Source organism: Pseudomonas sp. BT-42-2, assembly GCF_025847435.2.
Lineage (GTDB): Bacteria > Pseudomonadota > Gammaproteobacteria > Pseudomonadales > Pseudomonadaceae > Aquipseudomonas > Aquipseudomonas urmiensis.
Genome location: NZ_JAOYTM010000012.1, coordinates 214,011 through 230,023, shown reverse-complemented (window position 1 = coordinate 230,023; position 16,013 = coordinate 214,011). Strand labels below are relative to the sequence as shown.

At 64.1% G+C, this 16,013-nt stretch carries 9 protein-coding genes and 2 tRNA genes; 6 read left to right on the top strand and 5 right to left on the bottom strand.

Annotated features, from left to right (window positions below):
- Window positions 1-348 precede the first annotated feature (348 nt).
- Entirely contained in the window at window positions 349-4,377 is a 4,029-nt protein-coding gene (locus tag OIU19_RS15725; RefSeq protein ID WP_264235777.1) for a bifunctional nitrate reductase/sulfite reductase flavoprotein subunit alpha, read from the bottom strand.
- Window positions 4,378-4,720: 343 nt separating this feature from the next.
- Here OIU19_RS15725 and map point away from each other — a divergent pair, with 343 nt between their 5' ends.
- The 3 genes from map (at window position 4,721) to OIU19_RS15710 (ending at window position 9,109) form a co-directional block, all read left to right on the top strand.
- Complete coding sequence (map, locus tag OIU19_RS15720; protein ID WP_264235776.1) at window positions 4,721-5,521, top strand: type I methionyl aminopeptidase; 801 nt, start codon at window positions 4,721-4,723, stop codon at window positions 5,519-5,521.
- A gap of 241 nt (window positions 5,522-5,762) precedes the next feature.
- A complete protein-coding gene (locus tag OIU19_RS15715; RefSeq protein WP_186554691.1) occupies window positions 5,763-6,455 on the top strand; it encodes a DUF1266 domain-containing protein in 693 nt (230 codons plus the stop codon).
- Entirely contained in the window at window positions 6,452-9,109 is a 2,658-nt protein-coding gene (locus OIU19_RS15710; RefSeq protein ID WP_264235775.1) for a J domain-containing protein, read from the top strand. The genes OIU19_RS15715 and OIU19_RS15710 overlap by 4 nt, the downstream gene beginning before the upstream one ends.
- Window positions 9,110-9,148: 39 nt before the next feature.
- On the opposite strand, the gene OIU19_RS15705 is transcribed toward OIU19_RS15710, so the two are convergent.
- From OIU19_RS15705 to OIU19_RS15695, 3 genes are all read right to left on the bottom strand, one after another.
- Entirely contained in the window at window positions 9,149-10,855 is a 1,707-nt protein-coding gene (locus tag OIU19_RS15705; RefSeq protein WP_264235774.1) for an Hsp70 family protein, read from the bottom strand.
- Between the two features lie 158 nt (window positions 10,856-11,013).
- Window positions 11,014-11,090, bottom strand: a tRNA-Asp gene (locus tag OIU19_RS15700).
- 13 nt (window positions 11,091-11,103) lie between these two features.
- Window positions 11,104-11,179, bottom strand: a tRNA-Val gene (locus OIU19_RS15695).
- Window positions 11,180-11,385: 206 nt separating this feature from the next.
- Here OIU19_RS15695 and rdgC point away from each other — a divergent pair.
- The 3 genes from rdgC to sugE all read left to right on the top strand — a co-directional run bounded on the left by rdgC (window position 11,386) and on the right by sugE (window position 13,933).
- Complete coding sequence (rdgC, locus tag OIU19_RS15690; protein ID WP_186554688.1) at window positions 11,386-12,306, top strand: recombination-associated protein RdgC; 921 nt, start codon at window positions 11,386-11,388, stop codon at window positions 12,304-12,306.
- A gap of 172 nt (window positions 12,307-12,478) precedes the next feature.
- Window positions 12,479-13,444, top strand: coding sequence for a bile acid:sodium symporter family protein (locus OIU19_RS15685; protein ID WP_264235773.1), 966 nt, complete (start codon window positions 12,479-12,481; stop codon window positions 13,442-13,444).
- A 171-nt stretch (window positions 13,445-13,615) separates the two neighbouring features.
- On the top strand, window positions 13,616-13,933 hold the full coding sequence (gene sugE, locus OIU19_RS15680) for a quaternary ammonium compound efflux SMR transporter SugE (protein WP_186554686.1): 318 nt from the start codon (window positions 13,616-13,618) through the stop codon (window positions 13,931-13,933).
- Between the two features lie 17 nt (window positions 13,934-13,950).
- Here sugE and OIU19_RS15675 read toward each other — a convergent pair whose 3' ends face one another.
- On the bottom strand, window positions 13,951-15,825 hold the full coding sequence (locus OIU19_RS15675; RefSeq protein WP_264235772.1) for an MFS transporter: 1,875 nt from the start codon (window positions 15,823-15,825) through the stop codon (window positions 13,951-13,953).
- Window positions 15,826-16,013: the final 188 nt, after the last annotated feature.

Below are 16,013 nucleotides of genomic sequence, written 5' to 3'. Positions count from 1 at the left end.
AACGCCTGGAGCCGAAGCTCCAGGCGCCTTTGCCTGTTCTCATCAGTGTGAGGCCCCTGAGTGATCGCCGTTGATCAGCGGGGCGTGTTGTACAAGAGTAAAAGCAGGGAGTGTGCCAATTTGATGTGCTGACTGTGCAGGGAGCATTTTTCATGCGTTGCACCTGCTGGCCTCTTCGCGGGCAAGCCCGCTCCCACATGGCCCTGCAAGCCTCAGTCCCTGTAATCGACCCGGCCCCTGTGTGTGGGCTTGTCGGGGCGCCGAACCGCCGCGAAGAGGCCGGTACGGGCAGCCTCGATCTGCGTAAAATCGCACAGCCAAAGTGCATCACTCCCCATCATGGGGCATTCAGTACACATCACGGCGGTAGCGCTTGTCCTTGCTCAACGCCTCGACGTAGGCAGCCGCTGCCGCAGCGCTCAGGCCACCCTGCTCGGCCACGATCTGACGCAACGCCGCATCGACATCCTTGGCCATGTGCTGGGCATCGCCACAAACATAGAAATAGGCCCCCTGCTGTAGCCAACGCCAGAGCTCCGCGCCTTGTTCGCGCATGCGCTGTTGAACGTAGATCTTCTCTGCCTGATCACGGGAAAACGCCGTGTCCAAACGCAAGTGGCCACTGGCTTGCCAAGCCAGCAGCTCGTTGCGGTAATAGAAGTCGCAGGCCTGGTGCTGTTCACCGAAGAACAACCAATTCCCCCCGCTCGCGCCCCTGGCCTGGCGCTCTTGCAGAAAAGCCCGGAACGGCGCAATACCGGTGCCCGGACCGACCATGATGATCGGCACGCCGTCATCCTCGGGCAGGCGAAAATGCCTGGAGACCTGGGGGAAGATTGCCACCTTGAGCGCTTCGGCGCGATCGGCAAGAAACGCCGAGCACACACCCTTGCGCTGGCCATAGCGCACCGTCGACACGGTCAGGTGAACTTGCTCAGGGTGAGCCCTGGGGCTTGAGCTGATCGAATACAGGCGCGGTTGCAATGGCTTGAGCAGCTCAAGCCAGGTGGCCAACGGCAATTGCTGGGGAAACTCGCGTAGCACATCGACCAACTGCCGCCCCCACAACCAGTCCTTGAGCTCGGCGCTGTGTTCAGGCTGTAGCAAACGACGCAAATCAACGGCGGTTTCGCTGAACACGTGTAGCTGCTGGGAGGTGACCCGAGCGATCTCCAGATACTGTTCCAGAGCGCTCGCCAATGACATGGCGGGGTGCCCCTGCAACTCGACCGTGGTGCTGGCGTCGAGCTTGATCAAGGCCAGCAGCTCTTCGACCAACTGCGGACAATTGCGCGGCCACACGCCAAGGGCGTCTCCGGCCTGATAGGTAAAGCCGCTGCCTGCCAGATCAAATACCAGCTGCCGGGTTTCCTTGCTCGCACCGGGGCCATTGAGCAGGCGGTTCTCCAGCAACTGCGCCGACCAAGGCTGGCGCTTGCCATAGGCGGCCAGTGGCTCAGGCTCGATGGCCGCTGGCAGCGGCGCGACACGGCCCAGCTCGGCCAGCAGCGCGTCGAGCCAAGCGGCAAAGGCCTGGTCGAAATCCGGTTCGCAATCGACCCGCGCCAGCAGCCGGCGCCCACCCAGTTGCGCCAGGCGCTCATCGAGCTTGCGCCCGAAGCCACAGAATTGGCCATAGCTCGAATCGCCCAAGGCCAACACCGCGTAGGGCAGTTCAGCGCAATCAATGGCCTGCTCACCCTGCAACGCTTGCCAGAACGCCGCGCCGCTATCGGGTGCCTCACCGTCGCCAAAGGTACTGGCGATCAACAGCACACTGGCGGCGCCTTGCAGTTGGCTGGGCGTGACCGCTTCCATGCAACTGAGCTCCACGGCCAGCCCGGCGGCACGCAAGCGCTGCGCGCAACGATCGGCCAGGGCCTCGCCGTTACCCGTCTGCGACGCCCACAGCACCCGGTGCGGGGCGGTTTCGGGCAAGGCGCTCGGCAGCGCCTGGGGCTGGACGAACAGCCCGGCCAGCAAGCCATCGACAAACAAGCGCCGGGCCGGCGCCAGCGGTGCCGTGGCGGGCAGGCTGGGCACCCCTTGCGGGCGCGCCTGGCCCAGGCCGAGCAAAAAACCTTGCAGATAATGCCGCTCATCCTCGGCCAGGGCCGGGGCTGGCAAGCTATCCAGGCCGAGCAGACGATTGAGGGTGGCTAGCGGCATGCTGGCAGGCTCCGAAGGGGCGGCAGTGGTCAAGTCCACGGCATCGATGCGTGCACCGCTGACCCGTTCGAGGGCCACGGCGCAGTGCTTGTAGGCCGGTTGCAGTGAGGTTGGGTCGAGCGCATCAGAGGTCACGGCATTGATCGCCAATTGCTCGCCGTACAGGTCGTTCCAGTGAAACGGCGCAAAGCAACCGCCGACCATGACCCGGTCAGTAACGCGCGCAGGCAACAGCGCCTGGCCACGACGGGAGCGAATCGCAACTTGATCGTGCTCGGCGATCCCCAGGCGCTGGGCGTCCACGGGGTTGATCTCGACGAAGGGACCCGGCTCGAGTTTGTTCAGGCTCGCGACCTTGCCGGTCTTGGTCAGGGTGTGCCACTGATGCTGCACACGGCCGGTGTTGAGCACGAAGGGGTAGTCATCGTCCGGGAGCTCGGCGGCCGGCAACCACGGCCGGGCAAAGAAACGCGCCTTGCCGCTGGCGGTGGGGAATGCCAGCGCCGGTTGCAGCCCCTGCGCGTCACGCAGCAGCGGCTGACTGCTGCCGTCATTGAGGTAGCGCAGCGGGCTGCGATCATCTTCGCGGCCCGGTGCGCTGGGCCATTGCCGTGGGCGCTGGCGCAGGTCGGCATAGCGGATACCGCGCAGGTCATACCCCGTGGTGGGGTTGTGGAAGCGGCGGATCTCGTCGTACACCGCCTCGGCATCGGCGTAATCGAATGCGTCCGCGTAGCCCATGGCGCAGGCGATGCGGGCGATGATCCGCCAGTCTTCCTGGCTTTCACCTGGGGCGTCGACGGCGCGCGGCATCAGGGTCAGGTTGCGCTCGCTGTTGATCATCACGCCCTCGCCTTCGGCCCACAGCGCCGCGGGCAGGAGAATGTCGGCATAGCGGTTGGTCTCGGTGTCGAGGAAGGCATCCTGGCTGATCACCAACTGCGCCTGGCCTAGGCCGTCGATCACCTGCTGGCGGTTGGCGACGCTGGCCACCGGGTTGCTGCAGATGATCCAACAGGCTTTCACCTCGCCCGCCTTCATCTGCTCGAACAGCGCCACCGTGCCTTCGCCACCCTCACTGCGCAGGCTGCCAGCGGGCAGTTGCCACTGCACCTCGACAAACGCCCGGTCTGCGGCCACTAACGCCGAGCGCTGGCCCGGCAGGCCCGGGCCCATGTAGCCCATCTCGCGCCCGCCCATGGCATTGGGCTGACCGGTCAACGACATCGGTCCGCTACCGGGGCGGCAGATGGCGCCCGTTGCCAGGTGCAGGTTGCACAGTGCATTGCTGTGCCAGGTGCCGTGGATGCTCTGGTTCAGGCCCATGGTCCAGCAGCTCATCCAGTTGTTGGCGCTGCCGATCAACTGTGCGGCCTGGCGGATGTCAGCCTCGGACAACCCGGTCAGGGCCGCCACGCGCTCGGGTTGATAGTCCTCAAGAAAGCTGGGCAGATCGCTCCAGCCTTCGGTGTGGCGAGCGATGAACTCGGCATCGGTGTGGCCGTTCTGGTGCAACAGGTACAGCAAGCCATTGAGCAGGGCCAGGTCGCTGCCGGGACGCAGTTGCAGGAACAGCTCGGCCTTGTCGGCCGTGGCACTGCGCCGCGGGTCGACGACGATCAGCTTGGCCCCGGCCTTGAGCCGGTCGAGCAGGCGCATGAACAGGATCGGGTGACAATCGGCCATGTTCGCGCCGATCACCAGAAACACCTCCGCCTGCTCGAAATCCTCATAGCTGCCGGGCGGGCCGTCGGCGCCCAGCGATTGTTTATAGCCGCTGGCGGCACTGGCCATGCACAGGCGCGAGTTGGACTCGATATGGCGGGTGCGAATAAAGCCCTTGGCCAGTTTGTTGGCCAGGTATTGCGCCTCCAGCGACATCTGCCCGGAGACATACAGCGCCACGGCATCCGGGCCATGCTCGTCGATGATTGCGCGCAGGCGCGCGGCGGCCTGCTCGATCGCCGCGTCCAAGCTGCTGCGCACCGGCTGCTGGGCGCGCTGCTGGCGGACGTAGGCATTGGCCATGCGCCCAGCGGCGGTCAGCGGCAGGTGCGCGGTCAGGCCTTTGGTGCACAGGCGACCAAAGTTGGCGGGGTGCTGTTTATCGCCCGCGATCTTCTGCACCTGGCCATTTTCCACCGACATGACGATGCCGCACCCTACCCCGCAATAAGGGCAAACGCTGCGCACTTGGCTAGTGGCCATCGGCTTCTCCCGGCAAAAACGAAAAAGGCGCCGGCTGCCCTGGGCTTGCCTAAGCAAGCGGGGCAACACGGCGCCTTTGTCGTGAAAAGAGGTGGGCCATCGGCATTGACGACCCGGGTACAGGGGATTGAGCAAATCCTGGGCCAGTTGCGGTTTCGCGCAGGCCAACACTGCCATACCCGCCCTGCCCACCTGGATTTGCGGGGCCGCCACCCTCCTAGTGGGTGCAGCCCTGGCAGCGGCCTTGCACCGAGTTGGTGAGCTGCGCACCAACCGGTAGCACCGGCAACCAGCCTGGGGATATGCTGTGAACGCCTATTCAACCGAGATTCGCATAGCCCCAATGTCCCAGGTGATCCTCAAGACCCCCGAGCAACTCGACCTGATGCGCCGCGCCGGCCAGTTGCTGGCCCAGGTGTTCGCCGACCTCGACGGCTTCATCCGCCCCGGCGTCACCACCCTGCAGATCAACGACCGCGCCGAGGCGTTCATCGTCCAGACCCTGCGCGCCCGGCCAGCAAGCAAGGGCCAGTACGGTTTCCCCTACTCGCTCAACACCTCGGTCGACCACGTGGTGTGCCATGGCATCCCCAAGGCTGACGAAGTGCTCAAGGAAGGCTCGATCATCAACGTCGACATCACCCTGGAGCAAGCGGGCTACATCGCCGACTCGTCGAAGATGTACCGCATCGGCGCGATCAGCGAAGACGCCCAACGCCTGGTCGACACAACCTATGACGCGCTGTGCAAAGGCATCGAGCAAGTGCGCCCCGGCGCCACCCTGGGCGACATTGGCCATGCCATCCAGAGCCATGCCGAGGCCGCCGGCTACAGCGTGGTGCGCGAATACTGCGGGCACGGCATTGGCCAACAGATGCACGAAGGACCGGAGGTGCTGCACTACGGCCAGCGCGGCATGGGCCTGAAGCTCAAGCCAGGGATGGTGTTTACCATCGAGCCGATGATCAACCAGGGCGCGCGTGGCACGCGCACGCTCAAAGATGGCTGGACAGTGATCACCCGCGATGGCGGCTTGTCGGCGCAGTGGGAACACACCGTGGCAGTGACTGCCGACGGCTTTGAAGTGCTGACCTTGCGCGATGAAGAGTTGGGGCGTTTCGTTTCAGCCAGTCAAATCGCCTAGACCTCTTCGCGGGCAAGCCCGCTCCCACAGGGTTCTGCGCTGATTGCGCGTTGCCCAGTGTGCCCGGTGATAGGCCACAAACAATGCCACTCCCGCGGGAGCGGGCTTGCCCCGCGATAAGGCCGGCACAGCCCCCCAAAAAGCCAACCAGCGACATTTGCCCCCGCCCCCCTCGCTCTCTACAATCGCCCCCAGCAAGGCCGGCCGCCTTCTCTGTTTCGTGCCGGCCCAGGAGCCCCTCATGGAAGAAACCGCGCAGCACTGGCTGCATGCCTTGTCCGCCCCCATGGCCGCCCTCAATGGCGCCAGCTACACCGCCGCGCAGTACTTCGAAGGCGACGATCAGACTGACCTCGAACGCTGGTGGGGCATCAGCAACCGGGCGCAATTGCTGGACATGCTCGGCATGGCCGATAACGGCCACGCCACCGAGCTGACCGAAGCCTACTGGCAATTCCAGCGCCGCCTGCCGAGCGAGTGGCAGGCGCTGCTGGCCAGCCTGCCACTGCGCGAACGCATCAAGCACGAATACGCCGCCCGCACCTTCCCCGACTGCGGCCCCGGTGGCACCCGCGCGTGGGACCTGGGGCGGATGAGTTTTCTGCTGCGGGCCGGGCTCAAGAAGGACTTCATCACACTCGATGAAAGCCTCTACCTGCATTACCGCCTGGCCCTGCGCGCCCGTCACTACTACAACCGCTGGGACAGTTACCTGGCCGGCTACCTGATCGGCAAGGCGCTGTGGAATGCCTCCGACAGCAGCGACGACACCCTGGCCGCCGAACTCGAACGCCAAGGTAGCGAACACTGGAACCGCTGCATCGTGCTCAACCTGCGCCACGGCGCCAGCGACTTGCTGGCCAGCCTGCCGTGGGACCTGGAGCTGCCCGAACCGCAACGCCCTGCCTCACTGGAAGAGGACTGCTGGTCATGAGTTGTTGGATACGCCTGGGCCTGGAACCGACCCAGGACCTGAACAGCATCCGCCAGGCCTACCGTGGCCTGCTGCCGTCGCACCACCCAGAAACCGACCCGCAAGGTTTCCAAGCACTGCGCGAGGCCTATGAAGAGGCCCTGCGCCTGGCCCGCGAAGGTGAATCGAGCGCCGCCTCCGAACCTGACGCCGCGGCCCAGGATGACGCACCACACCCTGCATTGCAGGCCTTCCACCGCCTGCTGGAAGAGCCGGCCCTGCGCTTCGATCCGGTCGCCTGGCAGGGATACATCGCCGAGCTCGACGAGTTGCCGCTGGACGATCTGGAAGCGCTGAGCTGGCGCCTGCTGCACGAACTGCGCAACTGCGGGCCGATCTCGCACCGCTGTGTCGGCCTGCTGGCCCAGCGCCTGGGCTGGGCCGAACAACTGCTGCGCCTGGAAGATCCACACGAGGTGGAAGCCTTCCTCCAGCGCCTGGAGCAACCCGATCCATTCGACACCGGACTGATGCGCGATTGGCCGCCGGCGGCGCAGCTGGAGGCGCTATGGTACTTCCGCAGCCTGGAGTACTGCTTCCAGCAACGGCCGCTGTTCGAGTACGCACAGTTCGCCCAAACCCACACCTGCCTGGCCTTCCCCGACGATCAGGGCTTGATCCAGCGCCTGCTGGTGCAGTTCAGCCAGGCAGGGGTCGCCAGCCAAACCCTGCATGCGCTGCTGCTAGAGCGTCAACGCCAGGCCCCGGACGACCAGGACCTGCTCTACCTGCTGGCCTGCCAGGCCGACGCCCTGGGTGCCAAGCAGCAGGCGATGGACTGCTGGCTGCAGCTGTGGCGCGAACACCGCCATCCGCAGGCCGAGCGCTGGCTGATCGAGTTCTGCACGCAGTACCAGTCGCAACGCCTGCCGCTGCTGATCCAGGCCTTCGACAGTGTGTCGCAGCCCGTTTCCTGGCCCGAGGATCTAGCCGATCCTGCGCAGCTGCTGGGCACCCCGGCACAAAACCCGCAAACCCTGGCGCGCTGGCTGCAAGCCTCGCGCCTGGAGCTGGGCGGTATCGCCAGCCAGTTCATCGACTGGCGCCTGGACGGCGACGATGAACTGCCGTTGCTGGCCCTGCTGCTGGATGAACCGACAGAGGCGCAAGACCGCGCCCTGCACCGGCTGTACTGGTATGCCTGGGCGTTGCAGCGCGGTGAAGCCGAGCTGTTACGGCAGATCCTTGCGCAAACGCCCGGCGAAGATGCCCTCGACGCCTTGATCCTGGAAGGCTTCCAACGCCAGGCCGAGCAACAACTGCACTGGTTGCAACAGGCACCGGTGGTGCAGGCCCTGGTGCAGTTCTGCCAGCGTGAAGACCCTGCCGCATCATTGCCCGAGGCGCTCGCCACGCAACAGCTGCACCCGGCGTGCCGCGAGTGGCTGCGGCGCATGCGCAACTACGGCGCGCCAGCACTGCACAGCCTCAACCGCAACTTCGAGATGCGGCGCATGTTCACCGTCCCCTTCGCCCTGCAAACACAGGACAAACTCGCCGAGCGCGGCCTGTTGCTGCCGCCGATGCCTGATGGCGAAGCCGCCTGGAACTGGCATCGCCAGCAATTGTTCATGCTCGCCCTGCTCGAACACCCGACGCGCTGGCTGAGCTTGATACCGGCGCAGTTGCCCGGCCAACTGCACTATCCCGCCGAGCATCCATTCGCCCCGCTGCATGGCGTGCTGCTGCAAACCCTGGCCAGCCCAGACGGCAGCAACGGCCTGTTCGGCGCGCTGGACAGCGCCGATCCGGCACAAGCGCTAGTGGCCAACCAGATGCTGACCTTGCGCACGCTGCTCGACAGTGCCCACCTGCCCAGCGCCGCGCAGCTCTTGGCAAGCCTGGAAAACGAGCCCAACGTGCTCGACGACTACCCGCTGGGCAAACTGCTGTTCTGCGCGGTGCTCTATCACGACCGCAGCTTGGACGAGGAGCAACGCACGCGCCTGCGCAACCGCATCGAGGCGTTGTACATCGAGGACTACGGGTACGAACCGCTGCGGCGCAATCTGGTCGAGGGCAAGACCAAGCATCCGCCGGCTGACCTGTTGCACAAGCAGGGCGTCGCCAGCCGCCCGTTCAACGATGCCCTGGATGCGCTGGACAGCCTGCTCAACCACTGCGCCCCGCCCAAGACCCGGTTGCTGCGCGCCCTGCAAAAAGCCAAGGACGACGCCGAGCTCGATCCAGGCCTGCGCTGCGCGATCATGGCCTTGCTGTCGTGGAGCGAGCGTATGCTGCGCAACGATCTCAAGCAGGCACCCGCGCCGTTCTGGGCGGTGTGGAAGCTCAAGAGCCGGCTCAACCGCACAGGCTTTGCCTTGCACCTGGGCTCGATTGCGTTGTGCGGAAGCTTCATGCTGACTGCGCCCATGATCGTGGTGGTGATGGGGTTGCTGTTGGTCAGCGGCTTTCTCAGGCGCTTGCGTGACATTGGCCAAGGGGTGCCGGCGCTGCTGTTGCTGCTGGTGGTCAGCCGGGTGTTGCCGGTGTTGCCGCTGATGTTGCTGGGGCTGCCGGGAGACAAGCTGCCCAATCGTTATGGGCCGCCGCCGGGTAAGGCGCAGCAGCTGGACGGTGGGTTGCAGGCGACGTTGCGGCGTTTGAACGGTTGAACGATAAGCAGCCGGGGCCGCATTGCGGCCCCAACACTGTCAATAGCGCAACTCATCCAACGCTTGGCTCAGTTGCTGGCGCTGGCGACTGATCTCCCCGGCCTGCTGCCCCGCCAGCACGGTATTGAACGCATCCAGCCAACTGCCAATCAACTCCCGCTCTTCGCCCAGGCTCTGCATCCACGCCCGCTCCAAGCGCGCCAACAAGGTGCGATTGGGCAGCGCATCGCGCGGGTGAATCTTCAGCCGCGACAGCCGCTCATGGCTGGCCTGGCGCGCCGGCTCATCCAACCCGGTCGGGCTACGGTCGATGCTGTGACTGTGCTTCTGACCGGTTTCCTGGAAGGTCACATCCACCTCCAACAAGCCATTGATGTCGTAGCTAAAACGCACATCCAGCGACTGAATCTGCCCGGTCTGCTGCAACGGGATCTCGAAGCTGTCCACCAGAATATTGTCGCGCACCCAAGGCCGCTCGCCCTGATAAACAGCGATGCGCACCACTTTCTGATCGGCATGGCTGCTATAGAAGCGCTCGACCCGCGAGGTCGGGATCACGGTATTGCGCTCGATGATCGGCGAAAACGCCCCGCTGCTCTCCCCGCCACGCTGGGCAGCGATGCCCAGGGTGTAGGGGCAGACATCGGTGAGAATCAGCTCATCGATAGCCTCGTCTCGCGCCTTGCACGCCGCCTGGCTGGCAGCGCCGAGGGCGACGATGGTGTCCGGGTCCAGGTGCCGATACGGCAATCGGCCAAACAACTTGGCCACCAGCTGCTGCACCTGCGCCATGCGCGTCGCCCCACCGACCAGTACCAGGCTGTCCAGCTCCTTGGGGCTCAAGCGCGCGTCACGCAGGGCCTGCTCGATCGGCGCACGCACCCGGGCCAGCAATGGCGCCCAGATCGCTTGCAACTTGAGTTCATCGAGTTGCCATTGGCGCGGCTGCGCATCGCCGTTCCAGCTCAGGGTCCAATTGCCCTCGCCCAATTCATGTTTGAACTGCTCGATGGCGTCATGCAGGCTGGCCAGCGCCTGCGGCTGCAGGTCGTCCAGCTTGAGATTCCAATCGCGCAAGCACGCTAGCAGCAAGGCATCGGTAAAGTCTTCGCCGCCCAGGTAGTTGTCCCCGGTGGAAGCATGCACCTCGATCAGCGGCAGCGCGTACTCCAGCACGGTGACATCGAAGGTGCCGCCGCCCAGGTCGAACACCAGGGTGCGCTCGAATTTCTGCTCATGCAGCCCATAGGCCATTGCCGCAGCGGTCGGTTCGTTGATCAGCCGCTGTACCTTCAACCCAGCCAGCTCGGCGGCGAAAACCGTGCGCTTGCGCTGCTCGTCGCTGAAGTAGGCTGGCACCGAAATCACCGCCTCACTCACAGGGCAGCCCAGATAGGCTTCGGCATCTTGCTTGAGCGCGCCCAGGACCAGTGCCGACAACTCTTCAGGGGTGAAGCGATGCTCGCCCAGCTCGAAGCGCTTGTCGCTGCCCATGAAACGCTTGAACGCGGCGGCCGTGCGCTGCGGGTGGGTGGTCAAGCGCGCCTTGGCGGCCTTGCCTACGAGAATGCTGCCATCGTCATCGACACTGACCACCGACGGCGTCAGCACCTCGCCCAAGGCGTTGGCGATCAGCCGCGCTTGCCCGTCTTGCCAGACGGCAATCAGGCTATTGGTGGTGCCCAGGTCGATGCCCAGCAATGGCGTGGCAACTGCGGGGGAGTGAGAGGTACTGGCATCCTGCATGGTCGGTCTCTTGCTTGCGGTGAAGAGCCGGAGCGGAACCTGCTGGCCGCTTCCGGCGGACAGGGGCATTCTGACGCAATGCCAGAAACAAAAAAAGCGACCCTAAGGTCGCTTTCTCTGTTGCTTCAGGGTGTTCAGTGGCCCCTTGAAGCTGAATATGGCGCAGCGGACGGGACTCGAACCCGCGACCCCCGGCGTGACAGGCCGGTATTCTAACCGACTGAACTACCGCTGCGCTATACATCGAGTGGTGGGTGATGACGGGATCGAACCGCCGACCCTCTGCTTGTAAGGCAGATGCTCTCCCGGCTGAGCTAATCACCCTTCGTCTCGGTGTGGCGCGCATTCTACGGAGGACGTACCACCCTGGCAAGCACTTTTTTAAAAATTTTTTGCAGGGCTTTCAAGGACCTAGCGCAACCGCCCTTTTCCTTACTAATAAGTGGCTGATGGCGCTCTGACAGGGTTGGCCGCATGGCACCAGTCGGAGAATAATGCCCGCCTTATGCATTAAGGAGAGATCTACCCTCATGTGGTTCAAGAACCTGCTGACCTATCGCCTGACCCAGGAAGTCCCATTCGAGCCTGAGGCACTGGAAGCCGCCCTGGCCAGCAAGCCGGCCCGCCCATGCGCCAGCCAGGAGCTGACCACCTACGGTTTCGTCGCGCCGTTCGGCAAAGGCGAAGACGCTCCTCTGGTGCATGTCAGCGGTGAGTTCCTGCTGATTGCCGCGCGCAAGGAAGAACGCATCCTGCCCAGCAGCGTGGTCAACGACGCGGTCAAAGAGAAGGTCGAGGAAATCGAGACCGAGCAGATGCGCAAGGTCTATAAGAAGGAACGCGACCAGATCAAGGATGACATCATCCAGACCTTCCTGCCGCGTGCCTTCATTCGCCGCTCGATGATCTTCGCCGCCATCGCCCCGCGCCTGGGCCTGATCCTGGTCAACTCGGCCAGCGCCAAGCGCGCCGAAGACCTGCTGTCGACCCTGCGCGAAGTGATGGGTTCGCTGCCGGTGCGGCCGGTGACCGTGAAGATCGCCCCGAGCGCGACCATGACCGACTGGGTCAAGTCGCAAGCCGCCGCGCCAGACTTCTATGTGCTGGACGAGTGCGAACTGCGTGACACCCATGAAGACGGCGGCATCGTTCGCTGCAAGCGCCAGGACCTGAAAAGCGACGAGATCCAACTGCACCTGGGCACCGGCAAGGTGGTGACTCAGTTGGCCCTGGCCTGGCAGGACAAGCTGTCGTTCGTACTCGACGACAAGACCGTCATCAAGCGCCTGAAGTTCGAGGAGCTGCTGCAAGAGCAGGCCGAGCAGGATGGCGGTGATGAAGCGCAGCAGCAGTTCGATGCCAGCTTCCTGCTGATGATGATGACCTTTACCGAGTTCCTGCCGGCGCTGTTCGAGGCGTTGGGTGGCGAAGAGATTCCGCAAGGGGTCTGAGCGTTGTCGCAGTAGCATTTTGGGGCCGCTTTGCGGCCCTTCGCGGGCAAGCCCGCTCCCACAGGGATTACGCTGCCCTTCAGAACGGCGCGGTCCTTGTGGGAGCGGGCTTGCCCGCGAAGGGCTGCAAAGCAGCCCCAACTACGCCGATTAAAAGAATAAGGATCTACCCATGCGTGCCCTCGCCGCTTTCAGCCGCTTCGTCGGCAACACCTTCGCCATCTGGGTGCTGCTGTTCGCCTGCCTGGCCTTCCTTCAGCCGCAATGGTTCATCGCCCTGAAAGTGGCCATCGTGCCGCTGCTGGGCTTGGTGATGTTCGGCATGGGTCTTACCCTCAAACTCGACGACTTCGCCGCCCTCGCCCGCCAACCCTGGCGCGTGGCCCTGGGTGTAGTGGCGCACTTCGTGATCATGCCAGGCATGGCCTGGTTGCTGTGCCAGCTGTTTCACCTGCCGCCGGAGATCGCCGTCGGCGTGATCCTGGTCGGCTGCTGCCCGAGCGGCACGGCGTCCAACGTGATGGTCTGGTTGTCCAAGGGCGACCTGGCGCTGGCCGTGGCGATTGCCGCAGTGACCACGCTGTTGGCGCCACTGCTCACCCCCACGCTGATCTGGTTCCTGGCCTCGGCCTGGTTGCCGGTGTCCTTCATGGACATGTTCTGGTCGATCCTGCAGCTGGTGATGCTGCCGATCGTGCTCGGTGTCGTGGCGCAGAAACTGCTGGGCGAGCGAGTGCAACTGGCGGTGCAGGTGCTGCCGCTGGTGTCGGTGGTGAGTATCGTGATGATCGTCTGTGCGGTGGTCGCGGCGAGTCAGGCGAAGATCGCCGAGTCAGGCCTGCTGATCATGGCGGTGGTAGTGCTGCACAACAGCTTTGGTTATCTGCTGGGCTATCTGACCGGCAAGCTGTGCAAACTGCCGCTGGCGCAGCGCAAGTCGCTGGCGCTGGAGGTGGGCATGCAGAACTCGGGGCTGGGCGCGGCGTTGGCGGCGGCGCATTTCTCGCCATTGGCGGCGGTGCCCAGTGCGCTGTTCAGCGTTTGGCACAATATCTCTGGGGCGTTGCTGTCGACCTGGTTCCGGCGCATGCAAGAGCCTGTAACAGTAGAAGCCGAGGCTAAACCCGCCAACCCTTGATGCCTTCAGAAGCTTCATCGCGGACCTGCTCCCTCGGGCCCCGCGATGAAGGCGCTATGGACATCCCCCCTGCAATTGGGCAATATACTGCGCACTGTGAGGACGACCTCACGACGCACCGCGTGACCAATCAGGGGACGGCCCCATCATTCAAACGATGGAGACACACTCATGTCCTGGATCATTCTGTTCTTCGCCGGCCTGTTTGAAGTGGGCTGGGCGGTAGGCCTGAAATACACCGACGGCTTCACCCGGCCACTGCCGACCGTGCTCACGGTCGGCGCCATGGTGATCAGCCTCGGCTTGCTGGGCCTGGCGATGAAAGAACTGCCACTGGGTACCGCCTATGCCATCTGGACCGGAGTCGGCGCCGTCGGTACGGTGATTGCCGGGATCATCCTGTTCGGTGAATCCATGGCCTTGGTCCGCCTGCTCAGCGTTGCCCTGATCATCACCGGCCTGGTCGGCCTGAAGGTCAGCGCCAGCTGACCTCCCCCTCCTACCTGTTAACGCAGATCGCCGCGCAGAGCACTGACCTGCTCGCGTAGCGCTTCCGGCTGCGCCGCCTCCACCGGGATGGCGGCGCCCGCCACAAGGGTCACCCGCGACCACAGTCGCTTGAACAGGCCCTTGCCCGGATCGCGACTGAAGAAGCTGCCCCACAAGCCCTGCAACGCCAGGGGGATCACCGGCACCGGGGTCTCCTGCAAAATCCGATTGACCCCACCTTTGAACACATCGATCTCGCCATCGGCGGTCAGCTTGCCTTCGGGGAAGATGCATACCACCTCGCCCGCCGCCAGGTACTGGGCGATCCGCGCGAAGGCCCGCTCGTAAGTCGCTTCATCTTCACCACGCCCGGCAATCGGAATCGCCCCAGCAGTGCGGAAGACGAAATTGAGCACCGGCAAGTTGTAGATCTTGTAGTACATGACGAAACGCACCGGCCGCCGGATCGCGCCGCCGATCAGCAGCGCGTCGACGAACGACACGTGGTTGCACACCAGCAGCGCCGCGCCTTCATCGGGAATGCGCTGCAGATCACGGTGCTCGACGCGGTACATCGAGTGGCTGAGCAGCCAGATCAAGAAGCGCATGGTGAACTCAGGCACGATGCGGAAGATGTAGGTGTTGACCGCGATATTGAGCAGCGATACCACCAGGAACAGCTGCGGGATGCTCAGCTCGGCCAGGCTCAACAAGACGATGGTAAGGATCGCCGAGACCACCATGAACAGCGCATTGAGAATGTTGTTGGCAGCGATCACCCGCGCCCGCTCGCCCTCGGCAGTGCGCGCCTGGATCAGGGCATACAGCGGCACGATATAGAAGCCGCCGAACACCCCCAGGCCAACGATAGAGACCAGGATCCACCAGGCCTGGTGCATGCCCAGCAGGGCCAGCCAGTCGTGCGCGACGGCGCCGCTCGGCACGTCGCCCGAATGCCACCACCAGAGCAAGCCGAACAGGGTCAGGCCGAACGAGCCGAACGGCACCAGGCCGATTTCCACCTTGCGCCCGCTGAGCCGTTCACAGAGCAGTGAACCCACGGCGATGCCGACCGAGAACAGGGTCAGCACCAGCGTCACCACGGTTTCATCGCCGTGCAGCCAGTCTTTGGCATAGGCCGGAATCTGCGTCAGGTAGATCGCACCGACGAACCAGAACCAGGAGTTGCCGACGATCGAACGCGACACCGCCGGCGTCTGCCCCAGGCCCAGGCGCAAGGTGACCCAGGACTGCTTGAAGATGTTCCAGTCCAGTTTCATCTCTGGCGCCGACGCTGCCGCGCGCGGGATCCAGCGGCTGGCCAGGTAGCCCAGCACCGCGGTGCCGACGATGCCGCCAGCCACCACCGTGGCGTAGTTGCTCGACGACATCATCACCCCGGCGCCGATGGTCCCGGCCAGGATCGCCAGGAAGGTGCCCATCTCCACCAGGCCATTGCCACCGACCAGCTCTTCTTCGCGCAGGGCCTGCGGCAGGATCGAATACTTCACCGGACCGAACAGCGCCGAATGGGTACCCATGGCAAACAGCGCCAGCAGCATCAGCACCAGGTGATTGCTGACAAAGCCCACCGCGCCGATGGCCATGATGACGATCTCCGCCAGCTTGATCATGCGGATCAGCGCGTCCTTGGCGAACTTCTCGCCAAACTGCCCGGCCAGCGCCGAGAACAGGAAGAACGGCAAAATGAACAGCAACGCGCACAAGTTGACCAGGATCGAGCGATCACCTTCCAGGCTCAGCTTGTACAGGATCGCCAGGATCAGCGACTGCTTGAACAGGTTGTCATTGAAGGCGCCCAGCGACTGGGTGATGAAGAACGGCAGAAAGCGCCGCTTGCCGAGCAAGGTGAATTGCGAGGGGTGACTCATCAATCGTATCCCTGAATAGAGCCGCGGAGGGCTTATGCCTTATTAGAATGCGTGCATAGGGTTGAAAGCCACATCCCGCTTGTCAACTGCGATTTTTACCAGTGGCAGCGCAAGGGCGCATTAGCCAATGCTGTGGCAGACCGCTGGCAGAGGCTGGAAATCCAGGAATGGACCCCATGCGCCCTTCA

Coding starts and splice junctions, on each gene's coding strand:
- OIU19_RS15725 (WP_264235777.1), bottom strand. CDS start 4,377: ATGGCCACTAGCCAAGTGCGCAGCGTTTGCCCTTATTGCGGGGTAGGG.
- map (WP_264235776.1), top strand. CDS start 4,721: ATGTCCCAGGTGATCCTCAAGACCCCCGAGCAACTCGACCTGATGCGC.
- OIU19_RS15715 (WP_186554691.1), top strand. CDS start 5,763: ATGGAAGAAACCGCGCAGCACTGGCTGCATGCCTTGTCCGCCCCCATG.
- OIU19_RS15710 (WP_264235775.1), top strand. CDS start 6,452: ATGAGTTGTTGGATACGCCTGGGCCTGGAACCGACCCAGGACCTGAAC.
- OIU19_RS15705 (WP_264235774.1), bottom strand. CDS start 10,855: ATGCAGGATGCCAGTACCTCTCACTCCCCCGCAGTTGCCACGCCATTG.
- rdgC (WP_186554688.1), top strand. CDS start 11,386: ATGTGGTTCAAGAACCTGCTGACCTATCGCCTGACCCAGGAAGTCCCA.
- OIU19_RS15685 (WP_264235773.1), top strand. CDS start 12,479: ATGCGTGCCCTCGCCGCTTTCAGCCGCTTCGTCGGCAACACCTTCGCC.
- sugE (WP_186554686.1), top strand. CDS start 13,616: ATGTCCTGGATCATTCTGTTCTTCGCCGGCCTGTTTGAAGTGGGCTGG.
- OIU19_RS15675 (WP_264235772.1), bottom strand. CDS start 15,825: ATGAGTCACCCCTCGCAATTCACCTTGCTCGGCAAGCGGCGCTTTCTG.